Source organism: Herbidospora sp. NBRC 101105, from assembly GCF_030269205.1.
Classification (GTDB): Bacteria; Actinomycetota; Actinomycetes; order Streptosporangiales; family Streptosporangiaceae; genus Herbidospora; species Herbidospora solisilvae.
Genome location: NZ_BSSX01000002.1, coordinates 635083 through 661650 on the forward strand (window position 1 = coordinate 635083; position 26568 = coordinate 661650).

At 71.4% G+C, this 26568-nt stretch carries 21 protein-coding genes; 8 read left to right on the forward strand and 13 right to left on the reverse strand.

The window, feature by feature from the left end:
* Window positions 1-85: 85 nt before the first annotated feature.
* Window positions 86-661 carry a GNAT family N-acetyltransferase gene (locus QSK34_RS11775; protein WP_285583146.1) on the forward strand — a complete coding sequence of 192 codons (576 nt, stop codon included), beginning with the start codon at window positions 86-88 and terminating at the stop codon, window positions 659-661.
* Window positions 662-734: 73 nt separating this feature from the next.
* Here QSK34_RS11775 and QSK34_RS11780 read toward each other — a convergent pair whose 3' ends face one another.
* The 3 genes from QSK34_RS11780 to QSK34_RS11790 are packed head-to-tail and all read right to left on the reverse strand — an operon-like array spanning window position 735 to window position 3564.
* On the reverse strand, window positions 735-1994 hold the full coding sequence (locus tag QSK34_RS11780) for a bifunctional RNase H/acid phosphatase (protein WP_285583148.1): 1260 nt from the start codon (window positions 1992-1994) through the stop codon (window positions 735-737).
* Window positions 1991-2731 carry a zinc ribbon domain-containing protein gene (locus tag QSK34_RS11785; RefSeq protein WP_030454429.1) on the reverse strand — a complete coding sequence of 247 codons (741 nt, stop codon included), beginning with the start codon at window positions 2729-2731 and terminating at the stop codon, window positions 1991-1993. The genes QSK34_RS11780 and QSK34_RS11785 overlap by 4 nt, the downstream gene beginning before the upstream one ends.
* 2 nt (window positions 2732-2733) lie before the next feature.
* Window positions 2734-3564, reverse strand: a complete 831-nt coding sequence (locus tag QSK34_RS11790) for a Nif3-like dinuclear metal center hexameric protein (protein WP_285583152.1) — start codon at window positions 3562-3564, stop codon at window positions 2734-2736.
* Window positions 3565-3601: 37 nt separating this feature from the next.
* Between QSK34_RS11790 and QSK34_RS11795 the strand changes: the two genes are divergently transcribed.
* Genes QSK34_RS11795 through QSK34_RS11810 form a run of 4 tightly spaced genes read left to right on the forward strand, consistent with a single transcriptional unit; the run spans window position 3602 to window position 7898 of the window.
* Window positions 3602-5023, forward strand: a complete 1422-nt coding sequence (locus QSK34_RS11795; RefSeq protein WP_285583154.1) for a flavin-containing monooxygenase — start codon at window positions 3602-3604, stop codon at window positions 5021-5023.
* Window positions 5024-5059: 36 nt separating this feature from the next.
* Window positions 5060-6082 (forward strand): dipeptidase, encoded by a 1023-nt coding sequence (locus QSK34_RS11800; RefSeq protein ID WP_285583156.1) that lies wholly within the window; start codon window positions 5060-5062, stop codon window positions 6080-6082.
* Window positions 6079-7182 (forward strand): M20 family metallopeptidase, encoded by a 1104-nt coding sequence (locus QSK34_RS11805; protein ID WP_285583158.1) that lies wholly within the window; start codon window positions 6079-6081, stop codon window positions 7180-7182. Before QSK34_RS11800 ends, QSK34_RS11805 begins: the two co-directional genes overlap by 4 nt.
* A complete protein-coding gene (locus tag QSK34_RS11810; protein WP_285583160.1) occupies window positions 7179-7898 on the forward strand; it encodes a GNAT family N-acetyltransferase in 720 nt (239 codons plus the stop codon). Before QSK34_RS11805 ends, QSK34_RS11810 begins: the two co-directional genes overlap by 4 nt.
* Here QSK34_RS11810 and QSK34_RS11815 read toward each other — a convergent pair.
* Both QSK34_RS11815 and QSK34_RS11820 read right to left on the reverse strand, forming a co-directional pair.
* Window positions 7880-10714, reverse strand: coding sequence for an NACHT domain-containing protein (locus QSK34_RS11815; RefSeq protein ID WP_285583162.1), 2835 nt, complete (start codon window positions 10712-10714; stop codon window positions 7880-7882). The genes QSK34_RS11810 and QSK34_RS11815 overlap by 19 nt on opposite strands.
* A gap of 23 nt (window positions 10715-10737) precedes the next feature.
* Complete coding sequence (locus QSK34_RS11820; RefSeq protein ID WP_285583163.1) at window positions 10738-12180, reverse strand: AMP-binding protein; 1443 nt, start codon at window positions 12178-12180, stop codon at window positions 10738-10740.
* A gap of 57 nt (window positions 12181-12237) precedes the next feature.
* Here QSK34_RS11820 and QSK34_RS11825 point away from each other — a divergent pair, with 57 nt between their 5' ends.
* Window positions 12238-13626: a sensor histidine kinase gene (locus QSK34_RS11825; protein WP_285583164.1), complete on the forward strand. Its 1389-nt coding sequence runs from the start codon at window positions 12238-12240 to the stop codon at window positions 13624-13626.
* Between the two features lie 30 nt (window positions 13627-13656).
* The gene (locus tag QSK34_RS11830; protein WP_285583166.1) at window positions 13657-14238 is read left to right on the forward strand and encodes a TetR/AcrR family transcriptional regulator; all 582 of its coding nucleotides are present in this window, start codon (window positions 13657-13659) and stop codon (window positions 14236-14238) included.
* Here QSK34_RS11830 and QSK34_RS11835 read toward each other — a convergent pair.
* The 6 genes from QSK34_RS11835 to QSK34_RS11860 are packed head-to-tail and all read right to left on the reverse strand — an operon-like array spanning window position 14226 to window position 22239.
* Window positions 14226-16172 carry an acetate--CoA ligase family protein gene (locus tag QSK34_RS11835; protein WP_285583168.1) on the reverse strand — a complete coding sequence of 649 codons (1947 nt, stop codon included), beginning with the start codon at window positions 16170-16172 and terminating at the stop codon, window positions 14226-14228. The genes QSK34_RS11830 and QSK34_RS11835 overlap by 13 nt on opposite strands.
* Entirely contained in the window at window positions 16169-17287 is a 1119-nt protein-coding gene (locus QSK34_RS11840) for a Glu/Leu/Phe/Val dehydrogenase dimerization domain-containing protein (RefSeq protein ID WP_285583169.1), read from the reverse strand. The genes QSK34_RS11835 and QSK34_RS11840 overlap by 4 nt, the downstream gene beginning before the upstream one ends.
* Complete coding sequence (locus QSK34_RS11845; protein ID WP_285583171.1) at window positions 17284-18870, reverse strand: thiamine pyrophosphate-binding protein; 1587 nt, start codon at window positions 18868-18870, stop codon at window positions 17284-17286. Before QSK34_RS11845 ends, QSK34_RS11840 begins: the two co-directional genes overlap by 4 nt.
* A complete protein-coding gene (locus QSK34_RS11850) occupies window positions 18867-20033 on the reverse strand; it encodes an acyl-CoA dehydrogenase family protein (RefSeq protein ID WP_285583176.1) in 1167 nt (388 codons plus the stop codon). Before QSK34_RS11850 ends, QSK34_RS11845 begins: the two co-directional genes overlap by 4 nt.
* Window positions 20000-21019, reverse strand: coding sequence for a DMT family transporter (locus QSK34_RS11855; RefSeq protein ID WP_285583179.1), 1020 nt, complete (start codon window positions 21017-21019; stop codon window positions 20000-20002). The genes QSK34_RS11850 and QSK34_RS11855 overlap by 34 nt, the downstream gene beginning before the upstream one ends.
* Window positions 21016-22239 (reverse strand): metal-dependent hydrolase family protein, encoded by a 1224-nt coding sequence (locus QSK34_RS11860; protein WP_285583181.1) that lies wholly within the window; start codon window positions 22237-22239, stop codon window positions 21016-21018. The genes QSK34_RS11855 and QSK34_RS11860 overlap by 4 nt, the downstream gene beginning before the upstream one ends.
* 75 nt (window positions 22240-22314) lie before the next feature.
* On the opposite strand from QSK34_RS11860, the gene QSK34_RS11865 reads away from it, so the two are divergent.
* A complete protein-coding gene (locus QSK34_RS11865; protein ID WP_285583183.1) occupies window positions 22315-24099 on the forward strand; it encodes a S9 family peptidase in 1785 nt (594 codons plus the stop codon).
* On the opposite strand, the gene QSK34_RS11870 is transcribed toward QSK34_RS11865, so the two are convergent.
* Both QSK34_RS11870 and QSK34_RS11875 read right to left on the reverse strand, forming a co-directional pair.
* Window positions 24096-24938, reverse strand: coding sequence for a hypothetical protein (locus QSK34_RS11870; protein WP_285583186.1), 843 nt, complete (start codon window positions 24936-24938; stop codon window positions 24096-24098). The two genes, QSK34_RS11865 and QSK34_RS11870, sit on opposite strands and share 4 nt — an antisense overlap.
* A gap of 65 nt (window positions 24939-25003) precedes the next feature.
* A complete protein-coding gene (locus tag QSK34_RS11875) occupies window positions 25004-26536 on the reverse strand; it encodes a glycoside hydrolase family 43 protein (RefSeq protein WP_285583188.1) in 1533 nt (510 codons plus the stop codon).
* Between the last annotated feature and the right edge of the window lie 32 nt (window positions 26537-26568).

Sequence of the window (26568 nt, forward strand, 5' to 3'; positions counted from 1 at the left end):
CGCGGCAAGCGCCAACGCGTCGAATGTCACAGAACGTGGTCGCGCGTGCGGCTACAACAGGCATCGAACAGGGGGGTAGTCGACGATGAACACCACGAACCGGCCGCCGAGGGGACCGCGGCCGATCCGGTTCGGGCCGCAGGCCCATCCCCGGCTGCGGGTCGACGGGGTCGACCTGGTCACGCGGCCGATGACGCCGGACGACGCGCAGGGCGTGCGGGAGATGCACGAGAGGTGTTCCCCGGAGTCCCTGCGGCTGCGGTACTTCGGGCCGGTACCGCGGCTGAGTGACGCGGTCATACGGTTGTTCACCGACCCGGAGCGCGGGACCACGCTGGTCACGCACGTCGCGGGCGAGCCGGGCAACGTCGTCGCCATGACGAACCTGATGGATCTCGCGCCCGGGGAGGCCGAGGTGGCGCTGCTCGTCGAGGACCGCTGGCAGGGGCGGGGGCTCGGGCGGGTGCTGCTGCGGCATGCGCTCGCTCTCGCGCCGTCTCGCCGGGCGCGGGTGGTCACCGCCAGTGTCTACGCCACCAACACCCGCATGCTCTCGCTGCTGGAGGGCGCGGGGGCCGAGAAGCCGTCGATGACCGGAATGGTCCTCGACGTCCGGCTCCCGCTCTCTTCCTCCACGGCGGAGATCGCGCCCTGCGGGTGACGGCCCGACGTCGTCGTGCCGAAGGGGGCGCGGTGATGGAGAAGGGCGCCGCGAGCGGGCGAGACGCCCCGGGTCAGCGGGGGAACGTCAGGTGGGCGGTGTCGTTGAAAACGCGCAGCACCGACGGGCCGTCGCTGTAGTAGTCGATCGCCGACAGGCAGGCCAGGTCGAGGTGCATGCGGTAGAGCGCTTCGGGGGGCGCGTTGAGGGCATAGCGGACCAGGAGCTTGATCGGGGTCACGTGGGAGACGACCAGCACGGTCTCCCCCGGGTGGCCGGCCAGGATGCGGTCCCTCGCCCGTTGCACCCGGTGACCGGCCGCCTGGAAGCTCTCCCCGCCCGGCGGGGCCACCGCCGGGTCGGCCAGCCAGGCGTTCATCTCGTGGGGCCAGCGGTCTCTGATCTCGGCGAAGGTGCGGCCCTCCCACGCGCCGAAGTCGGTCTCGCGGAGGTCGTCGTCGACGTGGACGGGCAGGCCGGTCGCCTTGGCCACGGCCTCGGCCGTCTGCCGGGCGCGGGCCAGCGGGGAGCTCACGATGGCGTCGAGTTTGGCCCCGGCCAGCCGGGCCGCCGCCTTCTCGGCCTGTGCCTCGCCCAGTTCGGTGAGGGCCGGGTCGCCCAGGCCGGAGAAGCGCCTCTCCACCGACAGCGGGGTCTGGCCGTGGCGCAGCAGGATCAGCGTGGTGGCCACCCGGGTCGCGCCGGTCCAGGGATTGCCCGGCGAAACAGTCGTGGAAGAACGGGTGGTCGTCGAGACGGAACCGAGGTCGTCTAGAAGATCCGTCTCAGCAGGCGGGCCACCAGCCTTCTCAGCAGGCTCCGGCGGCGCGTCCGCAGCCTGACCCTCGTCTTTCCGTGCCGGATCCGGATCCGGGTCGAAGAGCCGCGTCGTCGTATGCGTACTCGTACTCGTCCATTTTTCGCCACGTGCCGCCGCATCCATCGCTTCGTTGGCCAGGGCGTCGGCGTGGGTGTTCCGCTCGCGGGGGATCCACGTCCACGTCACGCGGAAGCGGCGCGCCAGGGCGGCCGCCTCGGTGGCCAGGGGCCGGAGGCCCTCGTTCTTGATCTTCCAGCGGCCGGCCATCTGCTCGATGACCAGCTTCGAGTCCATGCGGACCTCGACCGGGACGCCGTCGAGGCCCAGCCCGGACAGGGCGGTGAGGCCGGCGATCAGGCCGCGGTATTCGGCCACGTTGTTGGTGGTCACGCCGATCGACTCGGCCGCCTCGGCGACGACCGTGCCGTCGGGGGCGTAGACGACGGCGCCGTAGCCGGCCGGGCCCGGGTTGCCCCGGGAGCCGCCGTCGGCCTCGATGGAGTAGCTCGTCACAGGCCCGACTCGTTGGTGCGGACGAGGATCCGGCGGCACTCCTCACATCGCACGACCTCGTCGGGTTTGGCGGCCCGGATGGCGTTCAGGTCGGCGATCGACATGGTCGTGCGGCAGCCGAGGCAGCGGCCGCCGTGGAGGAGGGCGGCGCCCACGCCGCTGGACTCGCGCAGCTTCTCGTACAGGGCCAGCAGGTCGGCGGGGATCTCCGCGGCGATCGTCTTGCGGCGGGCGGTGACCTCGGAGCCGTCCTTGTCGATCTCGGCGAAGGCGGTGTCGCGGCGGCTCTCGGCGCCGACGAGGTCGGCGGTGATGGTCTCGCGTTCGGCGCGCAGGGCGTCGACGCGGGCGTCGGCCGTCTCGCGGCGTTCCATGATCTCCAGGACGACCTCTTCCAGGTCGCCCTGACGGCGGTGCAGCGAGGCGATCTCGGACTGGAGGCCGGCCAGGTCGCGGGGGGAGGAGACGGCGCCGGAGTCGAGGCGCTTCTGGTCGCGCTCGGCCCGCTGGCGGACGGCGTCGACGTCGGACTCGGCCTTCGACTGCTCGCGGCCCAGGTCGGCGGCCTCGGTCTCGGCGGCGATGATCTGGGTGGCGATCTGGGCCAGGCGTTTGCTCAGGTCGTCGATGCCGGCCAGTTCGGGGAGGGTGCGGCGGCGGTGGCGGAGCCGGTCGAGGGCTGCGTCCTGCTCAGCCAGGTCAAGGAGGCGCTTCTGTGCGTCCGGTGCTGCTTTCATCCCTATCCTCGCTGTGCTGTTGTGGTCCAGGCGTCGGTGACCCTCTCGGAGACGCGCGCCTCCACATTATTGCCCGTCGCCGCGAGGGCCGTGGTCAGCCGTTCGGCGGCGTCGGTGAGCCAGGGCCACTCCGTCGCCCAGTGGGCGGCGTCGATCAGGGCGGGGCCGTCGTCCTCGGCGTACTCGCTCGCCGGGTGGTGGCGCAGGTCGGCGGTGAGGAACACGTCCACACGGGCCCGCTTCGCCGCGCCGAGCAGGGAGTCTCCGGCGCCGCCGGAGACGGCGACGGTCTTCACCAGCCGGTCGGGGTCGCCGGAGACGCGCAGGCCGCCGGACGTCCGGGGCAGGCCGTGGGCGGCCAGGGCGGCGAACTTGGCCAGCGTCATCGACACCGGCAGCTCGCCCACCCGGCCGAGGCCCAGCCGGGGGCGGTCGGGCAGCGGGGCGAGCGGGCGCAACGACCCGCTCAGGCCGACCGCGCGGGCCAGCGCGTCGGAGACGCCGGGGTCGGCGACGTCGGCGTTGGTGTGGGCCGTGTAGAGGCCGACGTTCGCCCTGATCAGACGGTGGACGATGCGGCCCTTGGCGGTGGTGGCGGCGACCGAGGTGACGCCCTTGAGGTAGAGGGGGTGGTGGGTGACGATCAGGTCGGCGCCCCAGTCGAGGGCCTCCTCGGCGACGGCGGTCACCGGGTCGACGGCGAACAGCACCTTCCGCACCGGCTGGGCGGGGTCGCCGCAGACGAGGCCGACGACGTCCCACGACTCCGCGGTGGCGGGGTCGTAGGCCGACTCCAGCGTGCGAATGACCGTTTGCAGGGTGGTCTCAGTCACCCTGGGAGGTTACCGGCCCCCGGGTTAGCGTGTTCTCATGCGCGTCGCCATCGTCGGAGCCGGGTTCGGCGGCCTGTGCATGGCCGTGCGGCTGGCCCGGAGGGGGATCCCCCACGTCGTCTTCGAGAAGGGCGACGGGGTCGGCGGGACATGGCGTGACAACACCTATCCGGGGGCGGGCTGCGACATCCCCTCCCACCTGTACTCCTACTCGTTCGACCCCTACTGCGACTGGTCGCGGCGCTATCCGGGGCAGCCGGAGATCCTCGCCTACCTGGAGATGATCGCGGCCAAGCACGGGATCCGGCCCCGGTTCGGCGCCGAGGTGAGCGAACTGGCCCACGACGGCGCGGGCTGGCTCGTGGTCACGCCCGGCTCGGTCGAGCGGTTCGACGTGGTGGTCACGGCCGTCGGGCAGCTCAACCGGCCCCGCGTGCCCGGCATCCCGGGCGCCGGGACGTTCGCGGGCGACGCCTTCCACTCGGCCCGCTGGGCGGGCCGCGACCTGACGGGCAGGCGGGTCGCCGTCATCGGCACGGGCTCCTCCGCCGCCCAGCTCATCCCGCCGGTCGCGGCGACGGCCGAGCACGTGGACGTCTACCAGCGCACCCCCAGCTGGGTGCTGCCGAAGGCCGACGCCGAGTTCGCGCCGCTGACCAGGGCGATGTTCCGATGGGTGCCGGGGGCCCATCGGGCGTACCGGCGATGGTTCTTCGACTACGTCGAGAAGACGGTCTGGCCCGCCCTGATCGGCGGGTGGAGCACCGACCTGATCCGGCGGACCGCGCTCAGCCACCTGCGCCGCCAGGTCCCCGACCCCGAGCTGCGCCGAAAACTGACCCCCGACTATCCGCCGGGCTGCAAGCGGGTGGTCTTCGACAGCCTCTTCTATCCGGCACTGACCAGGCCGAACGTCGACCTGGTCACCGAGCCGATCGTCCGGATCGCCCCCGAAGGGGTGCGGACGCCCTCCGGGCTCAGAAGAGCCGACACGATCGTGTACGCCACCGGCTTCCACTCCACCGGGTTCCTCATGCCGATGACCGTCACCAACGCCGGCGGCCGCGACCTGCACGACCAGTGGAAGGACGGCGCCGAGGCCTACCTGGGCCTGACCGCCCCCGGCTTCCCCAACCTCTTCTTCCTGTACGGCCCCAACACCAACCTCGGCCACAACTCGATCGTCTACATGCTGGAGGCCCAGGTCAGGTACGTCATGGGCTGCCTCGACCTGATCGCCCGGAGAGGCCCCATGGAGGTCACGGAGGGGGCGCTGGCGGCGTACCGGACTGCTCTGAACAGGGCTCTGGCGGCCACGGTCTGGAGCGGCGACTGCCAGAGCTGGTACAAGACCGCCGACGGGAGGATCACCACCAACTGGCCGCGCACGGCCCGCGAATACCGCAGGATCACCCGGCGGCCCAGGCCAGGGGCATACAAGTTCGGGACGGGGCGGTAACGTCCGGTAGACGCCCTCCCCGGAAGGAGCCCCGCCATGCTGCACTTCGACGCGGTGGTGGCCGACACCCACAACGACCTCCTGATGGCGGTGGCCGCCCGCCCGCCGAAACAATGGGCCCGGTACTTCCGCGACACCTGGCTCCCCCAGCTCACCGAGGGCGGGGTGGACCTGCAGGTGCTGCCGGTGTTCATCGACGACTGGTACCGCCCCGAGGGCGCGCTGCGGCAGACCCTCCGCATGATCGAGGCCGCCCACGTGATCGCCGCCGATGTCGACGAGGTGCGCCTCTGCCTCGACGGCGGCGAGATCGACGCCGCCCTGGCCGACGGCAGGATCGCGCTGGTCCTGGCCATGGAGAGCATGCCCGGCCTCGACTCCAGCGTCGAGCTGGTCCCGACGCTCCACCGGCTCGGCGTGCGGGTCGCGTCGATCGCCCACTGGGGCCGCACCCCCCTGGCCGACGGCAGCGGCGAGGACGCCACCGGCTCCCGGCTGACCGCGGCGGGGGTCGAGGCCCTGGCGACGATGGAGGACCTGGGGATCGTCTTCGACGTCTCCCACCTGGGCGCCTCCGGCGTCGCCCACGTGCTGGAACTGGCCCGGCGGCCGGTGATGGCGACCCACTCCTCGGCGCGGGCGCTGCTCGACCACCACCGGAACCTGACCGACGACCAGCTCCGCGGCGTCGCCGCAACGGGCGGCGTGATCTGCGTGAACTTCCTGCCCGCCTTCCTCACCGAGCACCCCCGCAAGGTCACGGTCGACGACCTGGTCGACCACATCGCCCACATCGCCTCGGTGGCCGGCATCGAGCACGTGGGGCTCGGCCCCGACTTCATCCGCGAGGTGCTCCACGACGTCACCCCGCCCTGCTGCGAGGCCGCCCCGTCGGGCCTCGACGTCGACGCGGTGATCCCCGACCTCGACGGCCCGCGCGGCCTGCCGCTGGTGACCGAGGCGCTGGAGAAGCACGGCTTCTCCCCCGAGGAGATCCGGCTGATCCTGGGCGAGAACGTGCTGCGCCTGTTCCGCGCCGAGCTGGGGGTGCGCCGGTGAACCTCGACGAGATGGTCGGCGACCTGGAGGAACTGGTCGGCTGCGAGTCGTTCTCCGCCGACCACGCGGCGGTGGCCAAGAGCGCCGAGGTGGTCGCCGAGGTCGGGGCCCGGCGGCTGGGGGCCGCGCCCGAGCGGGTGACGATCCGGGGCGTGTCCCACCTGAGGTGGACGTTCGGGCGGCCGCGCGTGCTGCTGCTCGGCCACCACGACACGGTCTGGCCGGTCGGCACCCTGCGCGACATGCCGTGGAGCTGCCGCGACGGCGTCGCCCGCGGCCCCGGCGTCTTCGACATGAAGGCCGGCCTGGTGCAGCTCTTCCACGCCCTGTCCGGCCTGCCGTCCCTCGACGGGGTGTCGGTGCTGGTCGTCGGTGACGAGGAGCTCGGCTCCCCCACCTCGCAGCCGCTGATCGAGGACGCGGCGCGGGGCCTGTCGGCCGCGTTCGTCCTGGAGGCCAGCGCCGACGGCGGGGCGCTGAAACTGGCGCGCAAGGGCATCTCCCGGTACGAACTCCTGGTGCACGGCCGGGCCGCCCACGCCGGCCTCGAACCGGAGAAGGGCGCCAACGCCGGCATCGAGCTCGCGCACCAGATCATCGCCATCACCCGGATCGCCGGCTCCGTGTCGTCGTCGTCGCAGCCGGGGTCCCTGTCGGTGACGCCGACGCTGATGTCGGCCGGGACGTCCACGAACACCATCCCCGCCCTCGGGCGGGTGGCGATCGACGTGCGGGTGCCCGACGTGGCCTCCCAGCAGCGGGTCGACGAGCTGATGCGCGCCCTCACGCCCGTCCTCGACGGCACCCGGCTCGAACTGCTGGGCGGCCCCAACCGCCCGCCCTTCGACGGCGCGGCCTCCGCCGCCCTGTTCGAGCGGGCCGTGGAGATCGCCGCGTCGCTCGGCATGCCCCCGCTGACCGGGGTGTCGGTCGGCGGCGCCTCCGACGGGAACTTCACCGCCGGGGTCGGCACCCCCACCCTCGACGGGCTGGGCGCCCTCGGCGGCGGGGCGCACGCGCCCGAGGAGCACGTCCTGGTGGAGCACATGCCGGTCCGGGCCCGGCTGCTGACGGAGCTGGTGCGGTCGGTGCTGGCGTGATCGTGCGGGAACTGACCACCCTGGCCGAGTTCGAGGCCCTCTCCGGGGTGTTCGACTCGATCTGGCGGCCTGAGCCGTCGAACCCTCCGGTCACCGTGGAGCTGATGCGGGCCTTCTCCCACGCGGGCAACTACGTGGCCGGGGCCTTCGTCGACGGACGGCTGGCCGGAGGGTCGGTGGGGTTCTGCTCGCCGCCCGGGGAGGCGACGCTCCACTCCCACGTGACCGGGGTGGTCACGCCGGGGGCCGGGCTGGCGCTCAAGCGGCACCAGCGGTCGTGGGCGCTGGCGCGGGAGATCTCCACGATCACGTGGACGTTCGATCCCCTCGTCCGGCGCAACGCCTACTTCAACCTAGTGAAACTGGGGGCGCGGCCGGAGCGCTACCACGAGAACTTTTACGGGGAGATGGCCGACGAGGTGAACGCGGGCGACGAGTCCGACCGGGCGCTGGCGGTGTGGCGGCTCACGGCTCCCCGTCCGGCCGAGGAGGCGCCCGAGGCGGCGGTCGCCGTCGACGACGGTCCCGTCGTGCGAGAGGTGTCCGCGCCCGTCGTCCTGATCCGGTTGCCGGAGGACATAGAACAGCTGCGGCGGGATGACCCGGCCACGGCGAGGCGGTGGCGCATGGCCGTCCGGGAGGAGCTCGGCGGACGGCTCCGGGACGGGTGGCGGGTGACCGGGTTCCGTGACGGCGGCTACGTGCTGCGGTCTTGAGTCGGCGGGCCGGTCGCCCGGCGGGCCGACCACGTTCGGGCTATGTCCCGCAGGTAGGCGGCGATCTGCCAGTGCTCTGGTGGACTGTTGGTGACCATCATCGCGAAGGCCTCGGCGACCGCCGGCCGGCCGAACGTCTCCTCCAGCAGGCTGTAGTCGGTTGTGGAATCCGTGCGGGCGAGAAGTAACTCGGCGGGCCGCGAGCCCTTTGCCTGAGCCAAGTGAAGCTGGTTGTCAGGAAGTGAGGCGAACAGGCGCAGCGCCGCTTCGCGTTCCGTCGGCGCCAACTCGGGCAAACCCTCGACGAGATAGTTCAGCAGAGTCAGGCCGGTCTCCGAGACTTCCGGCAGGGCGGCGGGGTTCGCGCCGTTGAAGAACGCGATGCCACGATCACCCTCGACATCGGCATCTCGCAACAGCCGGCTCGCCCAATCCCCGAGTACTGAGGACAGGTGCGAAATGTGAGCGAGCACCATTAGCGCATAGGCCCGCGACCCGCCCTCCCCGGTAAGCAATCCTGCGAGCCGCTCCTTGATCTTCTGCCGGACAAGCGGATCTTCCGCCGCCAGGCCCGACAGCACCGATCCCAGATAGTGCAGGCTGCCATCCGGAAGACCGACGAGCCGGTCAAGGGCGTGATCGGCCAACAGCCGTCGATACTGCGGTGATTTGATCGCTAGATCATCGCCGAGCAACTCAGTCGCCAGTTCCGCACCGGCCCGAATCAGCCAGGACATCAGGTCACGGTTGTCAAACTCCCTCAACAGACTGATGACCTGTTCACGCAACCCTTCACGATCGGTGAAAAGCCGGCCCGCCGCCAGCAACCAGGTGTTGCGCCAGTGCGCGGACGGTACGAGAGGACGCAAGTGTTCGAGGACCTGCGCGCCCTCGCCCCGAGTGAGTGCTCGGGCCGCCAGGTACTCGCGGAGACTACGGATTTCGAATCCGACCCCGTTGTCCCCGTATGGAACAAGCATGACAAGCCGGTGTACCGCCGCCACTTCCACCAGCTTGGCCAGTTTCAGGGCCTGCTCCTCGTCGTTCCCCTCGCTCCGCAGCCGCTCGAAGGCATGCCGGCGTACGTCGGCCGCAGGGAGCGCCCCTTCGTGCTCGACCACCCGTTCCGCCTGCCGCTGGAGTTCCAGTGCGACCGACTCGTGGATGGCCTCGACGTCGGACCGGTAGTCCTCCAGGAACCTTCCTAAGGTAGTCGGCTTGTTTAGCTCCCTGGCATAAATGGTGTCGAAGTAGGCATGGAAAAGCTGATAGCGGTTGGCGGGCACTCTCTGCCGTCTTTCCAGGAGCAAAGTCATGATTGTGACCTGGAGCGGAGTGCGCATCAACCGGTAGGTCTCAGACTCTTTCGTCGATTCGGCGAGCCGATGGTTCACCTGCTGTTGAAGATCCGGATCGTCGCCGAGCCGCAGCGCCGTGAGCTTGCGGGCATAGGACAGCGCCTCGTCGGGCTCAAGGTCAGATAGATGCACCGTCCGGTAATCAGCGCTTCTGAACTCGCCCAGGTATCCCTGCGGCCTCGTGGTGATCACTACCAGCACATCGGCTTTCACGACACCGGCCTCGATCAGGAAGTCTCGCACTCCTGCGCTTGCCCGCTCACGAATCGTTGGCGAAACGACCTCATCCATACCGTCGAGCACGATCAACCACGGCCAGGCTCCCAGCCAGTCGTGCAATCCCACCCCGGAGACGTCGAACGAGGCCGCGGACAAGACCTTCCCCATGATGTACCGCATCAGCGAGAGAGACGGGTTGACCGCCAACTGGTCGCCATAGTCACTCAGCACCACCCGTATGGGCCAGCGCAGGTTGCGCGGCGTTGGCAACCCCAAGTCGTCGAAATGAGCGGCCAGTCGGCTGCATAGGCGTCGCGGTTCTGGACCAAGCACGGCGTCTTTGAGCAGAGCGACCCGGTATGCCTGGCAGACCATCTGGGTGAGGGTCGACTTCCCCTGTCCGGGGCCGCCGAAGACCAGGATGTGCGATGAGTCCTCGGTGAAGTCGACGACACGGTTGCCCTGCAAGAGGATGTACTCGGCGGCCATCACCTCACGACCGACCCGCCCGCGAATGCTGTGACCTCCCGCGACGGCGGGCAGGTCGATGCCGATGCTGTCCAGGGCGAGCTTGTCGTCACTGTTGTCGCCCGCCTTACCAAGCCGGACGTATTGCTGGGCCATCATGTCTTTGATCGTGTGCGCGGTCAGCAGCTCGCCGAGTTTGTCATTCTTCCTGTCAAGCCACGAATGAAGGCGGGCCAGCACGTCACCACTGGTCAAGAAGCCGCCATAACGCACCCGGACGTCCCGATGCACATCCAAGAGCGCACGGAAGGTGTCATAGTGCCATATCCGCCATCCACGCAGATCGATGCCGAACGATCTCAAAGCCGCCGAAATCTCCTCGTGTGCGTTGTCAATGCCGCCTCCGGCCGCCGGCGAAAGCGTGACATTGGTCGCTATGAGTAGATTGTCCGGAAGGGGATGGCCTCGGCGATTGTTGACCCATGTGGTCATCTCCCGGCGTACTTCGCCGAGCAGCCATTTCAAGTTGGCGGCCGGATCTCCCGGACGCTGGCGGAATTTAGCCTGCACGACGGTGTAACCGTGCCAGGTCTCCGTCTCACCCTCGTCGATCTCCGGATGCCAGTGAATTCGTCCCTGAACAGCAGCGTCCCGCCCGCCGTCGGCTCCGTCGCCATAGATTTGCACTTTGTCTCCAAGTGCGGCGACGCACAGAGCTTGCGTCAGATGTTCGAACTCCCGCGGGCCCAGCCTCGCCAGGTCATAGTCCACAGGCAGAATTCCATCATGTGGCTTTAGTCCGCATCTGTCGTTACGTATTTCTCCCGGACCTTCGTCCGCGACAACTTCCCCGTCGGCGTCCGGGGCAGTTCGTCGCGGAACTCGATCACGCGGGGATGCTTGAACCGCGCCAGCCGGGGCTCCAGGTGCTCCCTGAGCTCCTCCTCCGTCACCTTCTCCGCCGTCTGGACCAGCGCCACCACCGAGTGCCCCCACTCCTCGTCGGGCACCCCGATCACCGCGGCCTCGACCACGCCGGGGTGGGTCAGCAGGGCGGCCTCGATCTCGGCCGGGTAGATGTTCACCCCGCCGCTGACGATCAGGTCGGTCCGGCGGTCGAGCAGGTAGAGGTAGCCCTCGGGGTCGAGGTAGCCGATGTCGCCGGGGGCGTACCAGTCGCCGCGTTTGGAGGCGGCCGTCTTCTCCGGGTCCTTGCGGTATTCGAAGGTGCCCAGCGACGACTTCACGTAGATCATTCCGGGTACGCCGGGCGGGAGCTCCTCGCCGTTCTCGTCGAGGATGCGGGCCTCCATGCCGGGGACCGGGCGGCCGACCGTGCCCGGGTGGGCGAGCCACTCGGCGGGCTTCACGGCGAAGGCGATGGCCGACTCGGTCGAGCCGTAGTACTCGTAGAGGACCGGGCCGAACCAGTCCATCATCGCCTGCTTGACCGGGACGGGGCAGGCGGCGGCCGTGTGGGTGACCTGGCGCAGCGAGGAGACGTCGTAGCGCTCCCTGGTCTCGGCCGGGAGGCGGAGCATGCGGTGGAACATGGTCGGGACCATCATCGTGTCGGTCACCCGGTGGCGTTCGATCAGTTCCAGCACGGGCTCGGGGTCGAACCTCGGGGTGATCACGACCGTGTGGCCCAGGTGGAGGGCGAACTGGGCGTGCGCGCAGGGGGCCGAGTGGTACATCGGCGAGGTCACCAGGTGCACGCCGTCGCCCTGCCGCAGGTCGAGGACCTCGTCGATGAACCACAGGTAGAGCGGCAGGATCTCCTCCGGGGTCTTGGACGTCCGGGGCCGCTGGACACCCTTCGGAAAGCCCGTGGTGCCGCTCGTGTACCACATGACCTGGCCGTACGTCCGGTCGGGCGGGTCGGTGACCGGGTTGCCGAGGGCCAGGGCGGCGACGTCCTCCGGGGTCCGGACGACCAGTCGCGCGTCGCTGTCGGTGACGATGTAGCCGATCTCGGCCTCGGTGAGGTGCCAGTTGACCGGCACGTAGTAGAGGCCCGTCTGGCCGGTGGCCAGGAGCATGACCAGGGCGTCCAGGCCGTTGCGGAGCGTGCCCGCGACGACGTCGCCGGCGGACAGGCCCCGGTCGCGCAGGCCGTGGGAGACCTGGTTGGCGAGGGCGAGCAGTTCCCCGGCGCGGACCTCCGTGCCGTCGACGTCGATCACCGCGAGGCGGTCGGGGTCGGTCCGGGCGATCAGGTAGAAGCTCGGGTCCATACGTCGAGCATTGCGCCAGACGACCTGTTTGCCCAGCCTTGACCACCTTGAGTAGCCATGATCCGACGTTCTGTGATCACCTGGGACATCAGGGGGAACAGGTTGTTCGGATGGCGCCGGTGGTCGATGCGGGGCCGGTTGACGTTGGTCGCCGGTCTGGTCATGACGCTTCTGTGCCTGGCCGTGGTCGCGACCGCCCTCGTCGGCCTGCGGGGGCTGGCGAGCCAGTACAACGTCGACCGGATCGTGCGGGTCACCCTCAAGACCATCCACATGCTGAAGAACGAGCAGATCCCGCCCGTGCTGCCGGCCCAGGGCATCGCCGGGCTGCAGGTGGTCCGGCCCGACGGGTCCGTCAAGTCGTCCAGCGTGTTGTTGCAGGGCCGGCCCCGGATGGCGTTCTTCCAGCCGCCGGACACGACCGTGCGGCAGGACATGGTCTACTGCGACACCGCGTTGTGGCCCGACCAGTGCATGGTGATCGTCGCCATCCGCGTCTACAGCCCGGAGGGCGACTACCTGATCTACGCCGCCGACCCGGTGGTGCCCTGGTACGTCGACCCGCGCGTCGACCTGCTGCTGCTCCTCGGGGCCGGGCTCATCATCACGGTGACGACCATCGGCACGTACTGGCTGGTGGGCAGGGCGCTGCGGCCGGTCGACGCGATCAGCGAGGAGCTCGCCACGATCACCGGCAGCGAGCTGGACCACCGGGTGCCGGTGCCGAAGAACCACGACGAGATCCGCCGCCTGGCCGAGACCGCCAACGCCACCCTCGACCGCCTGGAGGAGGCCGTCGAGCAGCAGCGGCGGTTCGCCTCCGACGCCTCCCACGACCTGCGCAGTCCCCTCACCGCCATGCGCGCCGAGGTCGAGAGCGCCCTGCTCGACGTCGAGACGACCGACTGGGCCGAGACCGGCGAGGCCATCCTGGCCAGCATCGACCGCCTCCAGGCCCTGGTGGACGACCTCCTCCAGATCGCCCGCCTCGACTCGGGCGCCCCAGGGCGCATGGACCCCGTCGACCTCGGCCAGCTCGCCGCGACCGAGCTCGACCGCCGCCGGCGCCGGGTCAGGATCATCCGCGACCTGCAGCCGGGTGTGATCATCATGGGCGACCGCCTGCGCCTCGCCCGCGTGCTGACCAACCTCCTCGACAACGCCGAGCGCCACGCCAACTCGCTCGTCATCGTCAAGGTCTACGAGGAGGACCTGTGCGGCGTCCTGGAGGTCGTGGACGACGGCGCCGGCATCCCGCCCGACAAGTGGGAGCACGTCTTCCAGCGGTTCACCCGCCTCGACGCCGCCCGCTCCCGCGACGTCGGCGGGACCGGCCTCGGCCTCGCCATCGCCCGCCAGATCTGCGAAAGCCACGGCGGCACCCTCGGCATCGAGGACAGCGTGAAAGGCGCCCGGTTCGTACTGCGAATCCCCGTGTCGCGCTAGGGTTCCGATGTGGCACGGGGAATCAGCCGAATGCGCCGGGAGGATCTGCTCAAGGTCGCCTGCGAGGTCATCGCGGCCCAGGGTTTCGGGCACACCCGCACCGTCGACATCGCCCAGGCCGCGGGGGTGAGCCAGGCGCTGCTCTTCTACCATTTCGAGACGAAGGAGAAACTGTTCGCCGCGGCCTTCGGATACGCGGCCGAACGCGATCTCGACAATCTCGACGCGCTTCTCGAATCGGCCGGGGGGCCGGTCGACAAACTGCGCGCGATGCTCAAGTTGTATTCGCCGAGCGGCAAATCGAAATCGTGGGCGTTGTGGATCGACGCCTGGTCGGAGTCGATGCGGAACCCGTCGCTCGAAGACGTCTCCCGCGCGCTCGACCTGCGATGGAAGGACGCCCTGCGGGACATCCTGGCGGCCGGGGCCGACGACGGGGTCTTCGAGTGCCCCGACCCCGAAGGGGCGGCCTGGCGGCTGATGTCGCTGATCGACGGGCTGACCGTCCAGGTGACCGTGCACAAGAGGATGCTGACCCGGGCGCGGCTGTTCGAGCTGGTGCGCACGGCGGCCGCCGTCGAACTCGGGCTGGAGCCCGATCAGCTCGCGTAGGCGTCGAGCGCGACCCCGTCCTTGAGCGGGTTGACCTCGATCTCGGTGAGCTCGGGACGGGCTTGGAGGATGTCGCCCAGGACGACCATCACGTGGGCGACCGCGTCGACGTCGGCGGGCGGTGCGCCGCGCCAGCCGTTCAGCAGCCGGGCCACCCGCGTCCTGCCGATCAGCTCTTTCGCCTGCTCGTGGGTGAGCGGGGCGAGGGCCGTCACGGTGTCGGCGACGAGCTCGGCGAGCACTCCCCCGGCGCCGAAGGTGACGACCGGCCCGGCGTGGGGGTCGCGGTGCGCGCCGACGATCAGCTCCGTTCCGGGCGTCGTCAGCTGCTCCTCGACCCAGAGCGGCAGCCCCGCCAGCCTCTCCCGCATCCGGGCCGCCTCCCGGTGCAGGCCCTCCGGGGTCCCGATGCCGAGCACGACGCCGCCGACCTCGGTCTTGTGGGCCGGTCCCAGGGCCTTGAGTACCAGCGGATAGGTCAGACCGGGGTCGCCGCCGTCGTAGAGCCGGCCGTCGGGGAAGGCGACCCCGGCGGCCATGAGGGTGCGGCGAAGGGCGGTGAATCCGGAGACGTCGCCCGGCGGCGCCGGGGATCGCGGCACCGGCCGCCGGACCTCCCGCGGGGAGGTCAGCGCGCTCAGGCCGGTCATGACGGCGTCGATCGTGCCGTGGACGGGGATGCCGGCCGCCCGCAGGAAGCCCACGGTCGGGCCCTCGGGGCGCATCGTGTGGATCAGGCAGGGCCTCGTGGTGAGCGTCCGGGCCAGGCGGGCGGCGGCGGCCTGCTCCGCGCCCTCCAGGGCCGGGCTGTCGGCGGCGTAGCTGGCGAAGTATCCGGTCAGCACGACGGCGTCGACCTCGGGCGCGACGATCTCCGCGATCTTCGGGTACGTCGCCAGGTCGGCCTCCCCCGCGCCCGCCAGGTCGACCGGGTTCGACAGGCCCGCGTCCGGCGGCAGGAGGGCCGCGAGCGCCTCGACCGTGGCCGGGGTGAACGCCGGGACCTCCAGGCCGAGGCGTTCGGCCAGTTCGGCGGCGATCGCGCCCTGGCCGCCGCTGTCGGCCACCACCGCGACCCGCCGCACCGGCGTGGAGGCGGCCAGGCACGCCTGGGCGATGTGGATCGCCTCCTGGGGGGTGCGGGCGCGCATCACCCCGGCCGCCCGGCACAACGCGTCCACGACCGCGTCGGGGGTGGCGAGCGCGCCGGTGTGGGAGGTGACCGCGCGGCGGCCCGCCGCCGAGCCGCCGACGGTCAGCAGGATGACGGGCTTGCCGCCCGCCAGGGCGATCAGGTCGCGGCCGATCGACAGGTCTTCGAGGTAGAGGACGACGACGCGGGTGTGCGGGGCGGCGACGACCGCCTCGGCCAGCTCCCTGACGCCGAGGTCGGCGGCGGCCCCGACGGACACGAACCGCGACAGGCCCAGGCCCTCCTTCGCGGCCAGGTAGCCGAGCTCCAGGCCGACCGAGCCGCTCTGGGAGACGACGCCGATCGGGCCGGGGGTGAGCGTGCCCCAGGTGAGGGCGAGATCGGCGGCGGAGTCGTACACCCCCATGCTGGTCGGGCCCACGAGACGGGCGCCCGCCGAGCGCACCCGCTCGGCCAGCGCGGGCAGGCCGCCCGGGTAGACGACCCCGGCGGTGATCGCGACGAGGTGGCGGGCCCCGGCGTCGAGGGCGTCGCCGACGACCTGCTCGTAGGTGTGCGGCGGGGTCGCGATGGCGACCAGGTCGGGGGTCTCGGGCAGGTCGCGCAGCGAGCGGTGGGTGGCGTGGCCGAGGACGTCGGCGCCCCGGGCGTTCACCAGGTGGACCGGGCGGCGGGACGCGCCGCTCAGGGCGCCCCTGGCCAGCCAGTAGCCCCATTTGGCGGGGTCGTCGGAGGCGCCGACCACGGCGACCGTGCGGGGGTCGAAAAGGGCCTCCGTCATCGCTGGGCCGCCAGGTTGCGGGCGCTCAGGGCGTGGGCGGCCTCGCGCGGCGTCCGGGCCGGGTCGGACATCACCTCGGTCGTCACCCGGCGCATCCACGAGCGGATCTTCGCGAAGGCGGCGTCGGCGTCGGCCGGGATGTCGCCGAACAGGGTCCACCACCACCAGGAGTTGGTCGCCGAGTTCGCCACCACGTCCGGGACGACCACCACCCCCCTGCTCGTCAGCACGTGTTCGGCCTCCGGGGTGACCGGGACGTTGGCCGCCTCCACCACCAGGCGGGCCCGCACCCGGGGAGCCTCGTCCACCCCGATGCAGTAGGAGACGGCGGCCGGGACCAGCAGGTCGCAGTCGACGTCGAGCCACTCCTCGCGGGGCCGTTTGCCGCCGGGGACGCGGCCGAAGGGGTCGCGGGCGCGCAGCAGCGCCTCCACGTCCAGGCCGCCCGGGTCGGTCAGGAGCCCGTCGGCGTCGGCGACGCCGACGATGCGCACCCCCGCCCGCGCCAGGAACCGCGCCGTCGCGCCGCCCATGGAGCCGAAGCCCTGGACGACCGCCGTCGGCTCCCGGATGCCCAGCCGGTCGAGCGCGGTCAGCGCCGACTCGGCCACGCCGCAACCGCCCGCCAGGTCGCCCAGGCCGATGCCGTCGACCGTGACGGCGAAGGCGGCGTCGAGGCGTTTGAGGGCCGTGTCGGGGTCGTCGAGCAGCGGCAGGACCGCGTCGATCGAGGTGCGCAGGCCGGCCGCGTGACAGGCCTCCTCGATCGACTCCTGGCGCAGGCCCAGGTCCTCGCCGGTCGCCCAGTAGGTGGCCAGCAGGGGCTTCATCGCGGCGATGTAGCGGTGCAGCATGCCGGTGGCCTCGGGGTCGAGCGGGTCGCAGTCGATGCCGCCCTTCGCGCCGCCGAGCGGCTGGTAGGCCAGGCCCGGTTCGTAGGCGATGGCCTCCTTGCGGGACATGCCCCGGGCCAGGTCGGCGACCTCGTCGAGGGTGACGCCAGCGCGCATCCGCAGGCCGCCGCTGCTGACGCCCCGGCCCAGCCGGTCGATGACCAGGTAGCCGGGGCGGCCGGTGACGTCGTCGGTCCAGACGACCTGGAGGAACGGGGTCATGAGTGCTCCTGGACGACGATCACCGTGGGACGGTCGGCGGCGAACGCCCGGCCGATCTCGTCCGTCAGGTCCGCCGGATGGCCGACGCCGCGGGCGCCGAAGGCCCGGGCGAGCTGGACGAAGTCGGGGCCGTGCAGGTCGACCGCCACCGGGGTCATGGGGCGGGCCGTCATCTCGGCCCGGATCTCGCCGTAGCCGCCGTTGACCGCGACGACGACGGGCAGGTTGAGCCCCAGCTCGACGGCGGTGGCCAGCTCCTGGACGCTGAACTGAAGCGCGCCGTCCCCGGCCAGGACCAGAACCGGCAGGTCCGGGTCGGCGACCTTGGCGCCGATCGCGGCGGGCAGGGCGTAGCCGAGGGTGCCGAATCCCGTGGGGAACAGGAAACGGTGCCGGAGGGTGGCCAGGGCGCCGTAGTAGCAGAACATCGAGTTGTCGGCGGCGACCACGGCGCGGGCGGGAAGGGCCTGGGCGATGGCGTCGAGCTCGCCCCGCCAGGGTGCGGCCAGGGCAGCACGTTCCTCGGCGATCCGCCGGGTCACCTCGGCGAGAGACGCGTTCCCGGACACCTCATTGGAGTCGCCACCGGCGTCCCCGACGATCGCGGGCAAATCTGGACCGGTGTGGGGCGCGTGATCCGCTTCCACGGCGTTCGCCACCAGGGTGGCCAAAACGGGGAGGGCCGATTCCGCGCGGGCGGTGATCGGGATCGTCGCCGTCGTCGTCTGGGCCGGGTCGACGTCGATGCGGATGAGGGTGCCCTCGTAGGTGAAGTCGGTCCACAGGTCCGAGGGGGCCAGTTCCGTGCCCACGGCCACGACCACGTCGCAGGACTTCAGCCACGCCTGGGTCGCTTTCAGGAAGAGGGCGGGGCCGAGGTTGCGAGGGTGTGTGGGAGGGAGGATGCCCGTCCCGTTGATGGTGGTGACGACCAGGGCGTCCACGAGGTCGGCGAGCCGGAGGGCCGCCGCCCCCGCCTCGCGGGCGCCGCCGCCCAGGACGATGCCCACCCGTCCGGCTCCGGCCAGGGCCCGAGCGGCTTCGGGGAGGCCGCCACGACCCGGAAGGGTGTAGTCGCCCTCGGCGTCGAGGAGGTCGGCGGGGATCTCGATGTGGACGGGTCGCGCCCGGCCCTCCGCGAAGAAGGCGAACGCCGCCGCGAGCGCCGACGGGATCTCGGCCACCGTCGTCACGCGGTGGCTCCACGCGCAGACGGCGTCCATGGCCGCCGACTGGTTCTTCGTCTCGTGCAGGTAGCCGGTGCTCCGGCGCGGATGCGTCGTCGGCACGCCGGGCGAGATGAGCAGCAGCGGGATCGAGTCGGAGTAGGCCTGCCCGGCCGCCGCCGCGGCGTTCAGGATGCCGGGGCCGGTCGTGGTCAGGACGACGCCGGGACGCCCCGAAATCCGGGCGTAGCCGTCGGCGGCGTACCCGGCCCCCTGCTCGTGCCGGGGGGTGACCAGCCGGGTGCCCTGGCGGGCGAGGGCGTCGTACAGGGCGAGGTTGTGGGTGCCGGGGATGCCGAACACCGTGTCGGCCCCTAAGGCGGCCAGGGTGGCCGCGACCGCCGTCGCGCCCGTCATGACCGGGCCAGCGAGCGGGAGATGATCAGCCGCTGGATGTCGGAGGTGCCCTCTTCGAGCTCCTCCAGCTTGGCGTCGCGCAGCCACTTCTCCACCGGGAACTCCCGCGAGTAGCCCCAGCCGCCGAACGTCTGCATCGCCGCCCACGCGCACCACACGGCGTTCTCCGACGCCGTCAGCTTGGCGATCGCGGCCTCCTCGGTGATGGTCTCGCCGAGGTCGTACAGGTCGGCGGCCCGCCGGGTCAGCAGCGCCGACACGTCGGTCTTCGCGGCCATGTCGGCGAGCCGGAACGCCACCGCCTGGTGGCCGATGATGGGCGTGCCGAACTGCTCCCGCTCCTTCGCGTACGCCAGCGACACGTCCAGAGCGGCCCGCGACAGACCGGTGCAGGCGGCGGCGATGAGCACCCGGGAGGCGTCGAAGGTCCGCATGAGCCCGCGGAAGCCCTGGCCCTCCTCGCCGAGGCGGTCGGCCACCGGGACGCGGACCCCGTCGAGGAACAGCTCCGCGCACGCGATGCCGCGCTGCCCCATCTTCGGCATCGGCGGCCCGACCGTGAAGCCGGGCGTGTCCCGGTGCACGACGAAGGCCGTCACCCCCTTGGAGCGGGTGCCGGGCGCGACCGTCGCGAAGATCACGAACCACTCGGCGAAGGGCGCGTTGGAGATCCACGTCTTCTGGCCGGTCAGCACGTAGTGGTCGCCGTCGCGCCCGGCCCGGGTGGTGATCGACGCCGCGTCGGAGCCGACGCCGGGCTCGGTCGTGGCCAGCGCGGTCAGGGGCGGGTCGTCACCGGTCAGCGGCGCGAGCAGGCGCTGCTTCTGGGCGGGGGTGCCGAGTTCCAGCACGGGCGAGGCGAAGAAGCCGCCCGAGGTGATCAGGTTCCCGATGGAGATGTCGCCGTGGCACAACTCCTCCTGGACGAGGCACTGGGTGACCAGGTCGGTGACCCCGCCCCCGCCGAACTCCTCGGGGATCATGAACGAGGTCAGCCCGGCCTTCGCCGCCTTCGCCCAGATGTCGCGGGGGAAGACGTGGTCGCCCTCGTCGACCTCCCGCGCCCGGGGCCTGATCTCCTCGGCGGCGAACCGCCGCGCCAGCGCGACGACGTCGGCCTGCTCCGGGCTCAGTTCACGGCCGAGACGGGGGATTCTGGGCATGGTCTCTCCTCGGGTACGGGCCGGGCCACGATCCCCATGGCGGCCAGCATGCAACCGCCCCCGACGAGGACCGTCCAGGTGAGCGGCTCGCCGTACAGGACGGCGGCGAAGGCGGTGGCCCACACGGGCTCGACCGCGATGACGACGGCGGCGGCGGTCGGCGGCACGTGCGCCTGCGCCCACGTCTGGGCGAGGAACGTGCCGGCCCCCGCGACGGTGGCGAGGTAGAGCACGCCGATCCAGTCCCCGGCGCCCTCCGGCAGCGTGATGCCGCCGGGCGCGGCGGCGACGGTCATGACGACGGCCAGCGTGAGGATCTGCACGACCGACAGCGCGTACGCCTCCTCCGGCCGCGACCACTTCCCGAGCGCGACCAGATGGACGGCGTACAGCAGCGCCGACACGGCGGTCAGCGCCACGGCGCCCGCGGGCGCGCCGCCCGACCCGCTGAGCAGGCTGAACGAGGCGGTGCCGACGGTGGCGAGCCCGACGGCCGCCCAGGTCGGCCGGCTGACCCGCGTCTTCAGCCAGACCAGGGCGATCAGCGGCGTCATCACGAGGTAGGACCCGGTGACGAAACCGGAGACCGACGACGGCAACTCGGCCAGCCCGATGGTCTGGAGGGTCAGCGCGAGGCCGTAGAGGAGCCCCAGCAGCGCGCCGGTCCCCCACAGCCGGGGGCTCAGGTTCCCGAGCACGCGCGGCCGGACGGCGATGAGAACCACCACCGCGATCCCGAACCTCGCGGCGTAGAGGTCGGCGATCGGGAGCCGCGCGACCAGATCCTTGGTCAGCGGGAACGTGGACCCCCAGATGGCGGTGACCGAGACGAGTGCCAGAACGCCCAGGTGATAGTGACGTCTCGGGGACGGCCCCGCCGATGCGGCCGGGAGACTGCCACCTGTCGCGACCACGTCGACCGCCTCCGCACGGCCGCGCCGGGCATCGGGCACCGGTGGGGCCGCGGGCTGCTCGCCGGTGGTCATGAGGTGGTCCGCAGGGTGTCCTTGACGACCTCGCCGCCCTTCATCACGAACGCCACGTCGGCGAACTTCGTGATGTCGAGGTCTCCGGGCACGGCCACCAGGTCGGCGTACCGGCCGGGCGAGAGGGAGCCGACCCGGTCGTCCCAGCCCATGCACTCGGCGCTGGTCAGCGTCGCCGCCTTCAGCGCCTGGATCGGCGTGAGCCCGTGCTCGACCATGGTGGCGAGCTGCCGGCCCTGGAGACCGTGGGGGAAGCCGCCGGCGTCGCTGCCGAACCCGATCTTCACCCCGGCCCGCACGGCCCTGCGGAAGCCCTCGCGCTGCGCCTCGGCGGTCTCGTCGTTCTTGCGGAGCTGTTCGGCGTCGTAGCCCTGCGACGGGCCGGTCTCGCGGATCCAGTCGGCCCACCAGATGTCGGCCGACAGGTAGGTGCCGTGGGCGCCCATCAGCTCGGCGGCCTCGTCGTCGAGGAAGCAGGCGTGCTCGATCGACCGCACCCCGGCGCGCACCGCCCGCTTGATGCCCTCGGTCCCGTGGGCGTGCGCGGCGACGTGGCGGCCGTACCAGGACGCCTCCTCGACGGCGGCGCGCATCTGCGCCTCGGTCAGCTCGGGCGCTCCGGGGACGGTGCCGTTGGCGAGCACCGCGCCCGTGGCGATCAGCTTGATCAGGTCGGCGCCGTGGAAGACGATCTCCCGGACCCGCTCCCGGATGTCGTCGACCGACCGCGTCTCGCCGAACCGGAACTCCTTCGGCACCTCGACGTCGTGGGCGAATCCGGTCAGCATCCCGCCGCCGCCGCGCACGGTCACGTAGGCCCCGGCGACGGCCATGCGCGGCCCGGGCACGTGCCCGGCGTCGACGGCGTCGCGCAGCGCGACGTCGACGAACGCCCGGAAGGTGCCGACGTCGCGGACGGTGGTGAACCCGGCGAGCAGCGTGTCGCGGGCGTTGGGGATGGAGGCGAAGGCCTGCCGGGCCGCGCTGTGCTTGAGCTCCTGGGCGTAGTCGCCGCACGCCGCCACCCCGACGAGATGGGTGTGCAGGTCGATCAGCCCGGGTGCCACGGTGACGTCGCCGAGGTCGAGGACCTCCCCGTCGAACCCCGCGTCGGGACCGGTCGAGACGATCCGGTCGCCTTCCACGACGACGAGCTGATCGGTCAGCACCCGTTCGCCCACGACGTCGACGAGCCGCGCGCACCGCACCGCTCTGGCCACCGGTCCTCCCCTCCTGTTTTACTGAGTCGCTACTCAAACACAGCAGGGTTTACCTTGGCAATAACGGGAGATCCGATGCGACCGAAGGACCTGGCGACCGACCGTCTGCTCACCGGACTGACCGTCTCCCCCGACGGCCGCCACGTCGCCGTCGTCGAACGCCGCGTCGTCGGGGGCCGCGAACGCCACCGCCTCCTGCTCGTCCCGACGGCCGGCGGCCCGCCCAGGGTCCTCACCGCCGAGGCCGCCGCCCCGGCGTTCTCTCCGTCCGGCACGTCCATCGCCTACCTGCACGGGAACCAGGTCTGGGTACGCCCCCTCGACGGCGGCCCCGCCCGCACGGTGACGGCGTTCAGACGGGGCGTCGCCGAGTTCGCCTGGCTCGACGAGGGTCGCTTCGCCGTCCTGGCGGCCGACGACGAGTCACCCGTGGCGCGCGGCGACGTCGCCCGCGTGATCCGCCGCCTCGACTGGCGCGAGGAGGGCCACGGCCTGCGTCTGTACCCGACCCACGTCCACGTGGTGGGCGACACGGTGAAACGCCTGACGAGCGGCGACTGGTGGGCGTCGTGCCTGCGCGTCCACGGGCAGAAGATCGGCTTCATCGCCGACCTGGGCGACGACCGCGACCCCCACCCGCAGGTCCACGAGGTCACCCTGACCGGCGAACTCACCCGGCGGACGAAGCTGACCGGCCCGGTCCTGCGTTTCACGTACACCGAGGATGGCGACGTCGTCGCGGTCGCGCCCCCGGTCCGCCGTCCCACCGACTGGGACCCGGAGACCGTCTGGCACGAGAGCGAGCCCCTGACGGCCCACCTGGACCGGTTCGCCGGCCAGGCCCCCACCACCGACGAACGCCTGACGGTGATCTGCGACGACGGCCGCGAGTACGCCCACGACCTGCGGACCGGCCGCGACCTGACCCCGCGGGAACTCGACCCGGTGGTGCACGCCCTCGCGGAAGGCGGCGGCGTGGTCTGCGCCATCGTGTCGTTCGGCGGCGCCGCCCGCCCCGACCTCTACCGCCTCGACCCGCTGACGCGGCTGATGCCCTCGGGCTCGGTCTGGCTCTCGCGGCACCCGGCCCCCGTCCAGCGGGAGATCGAGATCGACGGCGTGCAGGTCTTCCTGACCGCCCCGCCGGGAACCGACCTCGACACCGCCCGGGGCCTGCCCACGGTCCTGGCCCTGCACGGCGGCCCCGCCTGGGCCTGGCCGGTGGCCCCCGACTCCGACGCGCTGCTCCTGGCGTCGGCGGGCTATCTGGTCGTGCGCCCCAACATCCGGGGTTCCTTCCACCGGGGCCGCGCGTGGGGCGACGCGCTCGGCGCGGACTGGGGCGGCCCGGACGCCGCCGACTGCCACACCGTCCTCGACCACCTGACGGAGTCGGGCCTGGCCGGAGAACTGGCCTGCTACGGCAACTCCTACGGAGGCTTCCTGGTCAACTGGCTCATCGGCACGAGCGACCGCTTCGCGGCGGCCATCAGCCAGAACGGGGTGACGAACCAGGTGTCGGGCTTCGCCGCCTGCGACCTCGGAGCCGTCTACGACGTGGACTCGGGCCTGGGCGACACCTGGACGGAAGAGGGGGTGGCCCACCTCTGGAAGATCAGTCCGCTGCGCAACGTGGCGAGGATCACGACCCCGCTGCTGCTCTTGCAGGGAGAACAGGACTACCGCTGCCCACCCTCGGACGCGGAACAGATGTTCGTCGCCTTGCGACGGCTGAGGAGGGAGGTGGAGTACGTCCTCTATCCGGACTCAGGCCACTCGATGACCCACGACGCCCGCCTGGATCGACGCATCGACCGCTCAGAGAGAATGCTCCACTGGCTCAACCGCCACCTGCGTTAGACGAACAGTTCGGCCGCGTCGTCGACGAGAGCCGCCCGGACGACCAGGTCACTGAGGTGTTCGGGCTCCGCGCACTCGGTGATTCGGGCCCGCTGCTCGTCGGTCAGCACGATCTTCCGCGCTTCGAGGACCGCCAGCACGTCGGCGACCCCCTGTTCGACCCGGCCCACGCCGACGTACTTCTTACCGGTCGGGCTGTTGACGGGCCAGTTGGTGAGCATGAACTCCTCCATGTTCGCCTTCACCGCCAGAGCGGCGAGTTGGTGGGTGTATTCATAGTACGACGCAGCGTCACCGGGGGGCAGGTCCTTGAACCCCCGCATGATGTCGGCGGCGACGTCGCGGTCGGCGCCGTGGGCCATCAGGGAGAGCACCGCGAGATGCGGGTTCTCCGCCGCCTGGACACGGCCGACCACCGGAATGTTGTCGGGCCCGACGGCCAAGGGGTCGATGTAGTAGGTCTCCAGCTCGGTGGGCATGCGGGTGGCGGCCCAGCGGGCGGTGCGTCTGTCCGGGCAGACGACCACGACGTGGACGGGACAGTCGAGATGCAGCCACACCGCCGCCGCGTAGCGCGGCAGTTGGCGGGCCTTGGCCTCGGAGGGCTGCAGCTGCATCTCGACGATCAGCGCCGCGTAGGGCTCACGCTCGGGACCGAGGGTGAGCAGCAGGTCGGGACGGAGCTCCTTGGAGACGCGGTCGCTCAGTTCGAGCTGGTGTGCCCGGACGGGGAGACCGTCGGGCACCTCCAGCAGTTTGGCCCGCCTGACCAGGTCGAGGGCGAGCTGAGGCCGTTCTCGGAAGAGCTGGTTGAGTGAATCGTGTTGTGTTGTCGGCACACGTCAGGACGTTACCGACCGATTACTTTCCGCGCACCCGTTTCGGTAGAACACCCGCTCGAATGTCAGAGCGCCTGATAGTCAAACCAGGAAAAACGCGCCGAATTCGAGCTCTCCCGTCCCTCCGAGGTCGCGTACAGGGCGATCATCGTGCCGATGAAGCCGCCCGCCACCGTCGAGCTCAGGATGCGGCCGTCGAGCGGCGGTCCCAGGGGGCGCCACTCGCCGGGCGAGAGGGCGTAGCGGGCCTGGTAGTCCTGGCCGTGGGCCTCGAAGCTCAGCCACACGCGGCCCCCGGCGGCGTCGGCCTGCCCGGCGAGGGTGTCGACGCCTTCGGCGCGGTGGATGAGTTCGAGGCCGCCGGGGCGCAGGGAGAGGCGGATGTGGAAGTCGTCGTTCTGGATCAGGGCCAGGCCGGCGTGCTCCCCCGCCTCTGGGGTGAAGGTCAGTTCGGTGTGGACGGCGAAGTCGATGTGGGCCTGCGGGCGGGCCACCAGGCTGGGGTTGCCGTGTCCGGTCAGGCCGGGCGGGCGCACCTTCAGGGTCAGGCCGTCGCCGACCGTCCAGAACGTCTCGCGCGGCGTGCGGAGGAACTGCCAGACCGGGTCGAGCCGGTGGAAGTGGTCGCACGCCGGGGCGGCCGGCCACCGGTGGACCGGCAGGGACGGGCCCGCGAAGTCGAGGGTCACCTGGTCGAAGACGGGCCATTCGTCTTCCCAGGTCACCCGGGTCAGGAAGGTCTCGCGGCCCAGGTTGTAGCCGTGTTCCCGCCGGACGGCCGCCATCTCCAGGGGGGTGGCGTCGGTGCCGCCGTAGGGGCGGGTGGCCAGCAGGACCGACCACCACTCGCCGTCGGGGGTCTCGACCAGGTCGGGGTGGCCCGTCGAGGTGATCGGGTGGCGCAGGCCGAGGTGGCGGTGGGTCAGCACGGGGTTGCGCGGGTTGCCGGCGTAGGGGCCGGTGAGGGTGCGGGAGCGGGCCACCATGACCGCGTGCTCCTCGGCGGTGCCGCCCTCGGAGGTCAGCAGGTAGTACCAGCCGCCGATCTTGTAGATGTGGGGGCCCTCGGCCCAGATCGCGCCGCGCAGGTGGGGCGTCCAGATGACGTGTTCGTCGCCGACCAGTTTCAGCGATGTCAGGTCGAGTTCGCGGAGCCAGATCTCGGTGTCGCCGTCGTACTCCTTGTTCTCGCGTTCGCGGGTGCCGTGCATCCAGCAGCGGCCGTCGTCGTCGAAGAACAGGGAGGGGTCGAAGCCGCGGGTCTCGGGGAACCAGACGGGTTCGGTCCACGGCCCCTCGGGCGAGGTGGCGGTGACCAGGAAGTTGCCGGCCGTCTCCATCAACGTCGTGATCATGTAGAAGACGCCGTCGTGGTGGCGGATGGTCGGGGCGAAGATGCCCGCCGACGGCTTGAGGCCGTCGAGGTCCAGGTCGTGGCACACGTGGCCGAGCTGCCGCCAGTGCGTCAGGTCCCTGCTGTGGAAGATCGGCACCCCCGGGAACCACTCGAACGACGAGGTCACCAGGTAGTAGTCGGCACCGACGCGGCAGATCGAGGGGTCGGGGTGGAAGCCGGGCAGAACGGGATTGGTGGACACCGGCGGGAGCCTCCGGGCTGAGTGGCGCCGGG

Excerpts from the sequence above, each read along its gene's own strand:
- QSK34_RS11775 (WP_285583146.1), top strand. The coding sequence starts at position 86 with ATGAACACCACGAACCGGCCGCCGAGGGGACCGCGGCCGATCCGGTTC.
- QSK34_RS11785 (WP_030454429.1), bottom strand. The coding sequence starts at position 2,731 with ATGAAAGCAGCACCGGACGCACAGAAGCGCCTCCTTGACCTGGCTGAG.
- QSK34_RS11795 (WP_285583154.1), top strand. The coding sequence starts at position 3,602 with ATGCGCGTCGCCATCGTCGGAGCCGGGTTCGGCGGCCTGTGCATGGCC.
- QSK34_RS11800 (WP_285583156.1), top strand. The coding sequence starts at position 5,060 with ATGCTGCACTTCGACGCGGTGGTGGCCGACACCCACAACGACCTCCTG.
- QSK34_RS11820 (WP_285583163.1), bottom strand. The coding sequence starts at position 12,180 with ATGGACCCGAGCTTCTACCTGATCGCCCGGACCGACCCCGACCGCCTC.
- QSK34_RS11825 (WP_285583164.1), top strand. The coding sequence starts at position 12,238 with ATGATCCGACGTTCTGTGATCACCTGGGACATCAGGGGGAACAGGTTG.
- QSK34_RS11830 (WP_285583166.1), top strand. The coding sequence starts at position 13,657 with ATGCGCCGGGAGGATCTGCTCAAGGTCGCCTGCGAGGTCATCGCGGCC.
- QSK34_RS11835 (WP_285583168.1), bottom strand. The coding sequence starts at position 16,172 with ATGACGGAGGCCCTTTTCGACCCCCGCACGGTCGCCGTGGTCGGCGCC.
- QSK34_RS11840 (WP_285583169.1), bottom strand. The coding sequence starts at position 17,287 with ATGACCCCGTTCCTCCAGGTCGTCTGGACCGACGACGTCACCGGCCGC.
- QSK34_RS11845 (WP_285583171.1), bottom strand. The coding sequence starts at position 18,870 with ATGACGGGCGCGACGGCGGTCGCGGCCACCCTGGCCGCCTTAGGGGCC.
- QSK34_RS11850 (WP_285583176.1), bottom strand. The coding sequence starts at position 20,033 with ATGCCCAGAATCCCCCGTCTCGGCCGTGAACTGAGCCCGGAGCAGGCC.
- QSK34_RS11855 (WP_285583179.1), bottom strand. The coding sequence starts at position 21,019 with ATGACCACCGGCGAGCAGCCCGCGGCCCCACCGGTGCCCGATGCCCGG.
- QSK34_RS11865 (WP_285583183.1), top strand. The coding sequence starts at position 22,315 with ATGCGACCGAAGGACCTGGCGACCGACCGTCTGCTCACCGGACTGACC.